Source organism: Shimia fortis (assembly GCF_040225985.1).
Lineage (GTDB): Bacteria > Pseudomonadota > Alphaproteobacteria > Rhodobacterales > Rhodobacteraceae > Shimia.
This window is the reverse complement of record NZ_JBBPEU010000036.1, coordinates 1-1390: the sequence shown is the minus strand read 5'-3', so window position 1 is coordinate 1390 and position 1390 is coordinate 1. Positions and strand designations below refer to the sequence as shown.

1 pseudogene is annotated in these 1390 nt (G+C 55.1%); it reads right to left on the bottom strand.

Features of this window, described 5'->3' with window-relative positions:
- Positions 1-1238 (bottom strand): annotated as a pseudogene (locus tag WNE31_RS18380) (hypothetical protein); the annotation flags it as partial.
- Positions 1239-1390: the final 152 nt, after the last annotated feature.

Genomic DNA, 1390 nt, shown 5'->3' with positions numbered 1-1390 from the left:
TCGCCCGCGGCACCGGTCATGGTATCGACGCCGGTCCCGCCGATCAGCATATCATTCCCGGCCCCGCCATCCAGCGTGTCGCCAGAGGTGCCGGCCTCGAGCCGGTCATCCCCGCTGCGGCCATAGAAGGCCACAGAGTCTGCACCATGGTTCATAAAATGATTGTCGCCGATGTTCCCGTAAACCGTCGAGGCACCTTGCGCGACGGTCACATCCACATGCTCGGTTCCGCGCACGGTTACCTCTTCGACGTCGATCACGGTGGTCCCTGCGCGGGTCACAACGGTATCGACCCCAGCGCCGCCGTCGATCTCGACACCCGATTGATCCACCCAGGCAGCATCATCCCCGAAACCAAGCTCAATCCCTTCGGTGACATGGCCTCCATAGCCACGGTACTCATCCCCATCTTCCCCAAGCCTAACTATGCCATCGACAAACCCGGAATTGCGGACAAAGTCATCGTTTCTGCCAGTGGAGATGTTTCCGATGATCCGGCCCGAGTTCACGACCCGATCATCCCCTTGTGAGGTATAGATGTTTCCGGCCATTTCACCAAGATTGGTGATCCGGTCACTGCCATATGTGGAATAAACCGCATAGTCATTTGCCAGAAACTGGCCCGAATTCAGCAACCAGATCGAATTGGTATAAGTCGATCCCGAGAGAACCACGCCGTCATCGGTCGAGATCATCGTGCCGGAATTGGTCACCCACATGTTTTCGTAAAGGCCGTTCACCAAATTGTTGTCTGACCTGATTATGCCCGAATTGGTTACTCTGAATGTCCCAACTGCAGTTAATGTGGAATTACCCGCAAACGAGATTGTATGTGCATCTACACCGCCACTGATTGTTCCGGTGTTATGGATGTTCGCGCCATTTACACCAGTCGCAAAAAGGATCGCCGGGCTATCGCCGGACGAAATGGCGCCGTTATTCTCGATAACGACCCCGTCGCGGTAAAAAAGCATGGCGGTATCTTGAAAACTTCTCACCACACCGGTTTCGCCCACAAAAATCGTGGCCGAGGAGCTGTCACCCCCACCCGAAAAATAGAGGGCTTCATCGCCGGCAGTGACTGTGCCATAGATCGCTACTGACACATCCTCGTCATGCGTGGCCGAAACGGCGCGTCCGGATGACATGAGGCTGCCGATTTGCGTGACAACAAGATCGTCTCCAACCCCCAAGGTCTGACCTGTTGTCACTAACCCGTTAATTACATTGATCGGCATTTATTTCTTCCTTTCTTCAATAATTGCTTGCGCCACGCCTCTTGCGGGCCGGTTAACATCACAGGATGAAATCACCGGCATCCAGCGCGGACTGGGCATTGATGACGAACCGCATGTCCATGACCGCGTCGCCGTCGCTGTCGACTGATACG